The organism is Streptomyces sp. NRRL WC-3549, assembly GCF_000721935.1.
In the GTDB taxonomy this organism is placed as follows: domain Bacteria; phylum Actinomycetota; class Actinomycetes; order Streptomycetales; family Streptomycetaceae; genus Streptomyces.
Genome location: NZ_JOCS01001852.1, coordinates 1 through 462 on the forward strand (window position 1 = coordinate 1; position 462 = coordinate 462).

Below are 462 nucleotides of genomic sequence, written 5' to 3' on the forward strand. Positions count from 1 at the left end.
ACGCCCATCCTGACGACGGACGCCCGGCACCGTGCGGACGCCAAGAGCGCGCTCATCACGCTGGTCGAGCACGCCCTGATGGCCCGGCTGCGCTGAGGCGCCGGCAGCACGGCGAAGGCCCCGTACTCCTCAAGGAGTACGGGGCCTTCGCCGTCGCGGGCCCTGGGGGCCCTGGGGCGTTCTCAGCCCTGCCAGCTGTGCGGGGCGCGGAAGCCGGGCGTGCGCTCCAGCCGGCGCCATCCGGCGGTGCTGCGGCCATGGCGGGCGGGGGCCTCGGTCCGGCCGGCGGCGCGGGCGAGCAGGACGGCGGTGATGGCGGCGAGTTCCTCGGGGCCGGCCTGGCCCTTCTCGACGCGCAGCACGGACTCGGCGGGAGTGACGCTCATGGGATCTCCGTCTTCTGGGCAGGTCTCGGACGCGGGCAGGGTCGCTGCGGGCCCGGACTACTGCGGGGGGTTGCCG

At 76.0% G+C, this 462-nt stretch carries 1 protein-coding gene and 1 pseudogene; one reads left to right on the top strand and one right to left on the bottom strand.

Features of this window, described 5'->3' with window-relative positions:
• A pseudogene (locus IH13_RS0100175) lies at positions 1-96 on the top strand (ATP-binding protein); the annotation flags it as partial.
• Positions 97-182: 86 nt separating this feature from the next.
• Here IH13_RS0100175 and IH13_RS0100180 read toward each other — a convergent pair.
• On the bottom strand, positions 183-386 hold the full coding sequence (locus tag IH13_RS0100180; RefSeq protein WP_031079908.1) for an acyl-CoA carboxylase subunit epsilon: 204 nt from the start codon (positions 384-386) through the stop codon (positions 183-185).
• Positions 387-462 lie beyond the last annotated feature (76 nt).

Bases quoted from the DNA above. Each gene is read 5' to 3' on its own strand.
- IH13_RS0100180 (WP_031079908.1), bottom strand. From the start codon at position 386: ATGAGCGTCACTCCCGCCGAGTCCGTGCTGCGCGTCGAGAAGGGCCAG.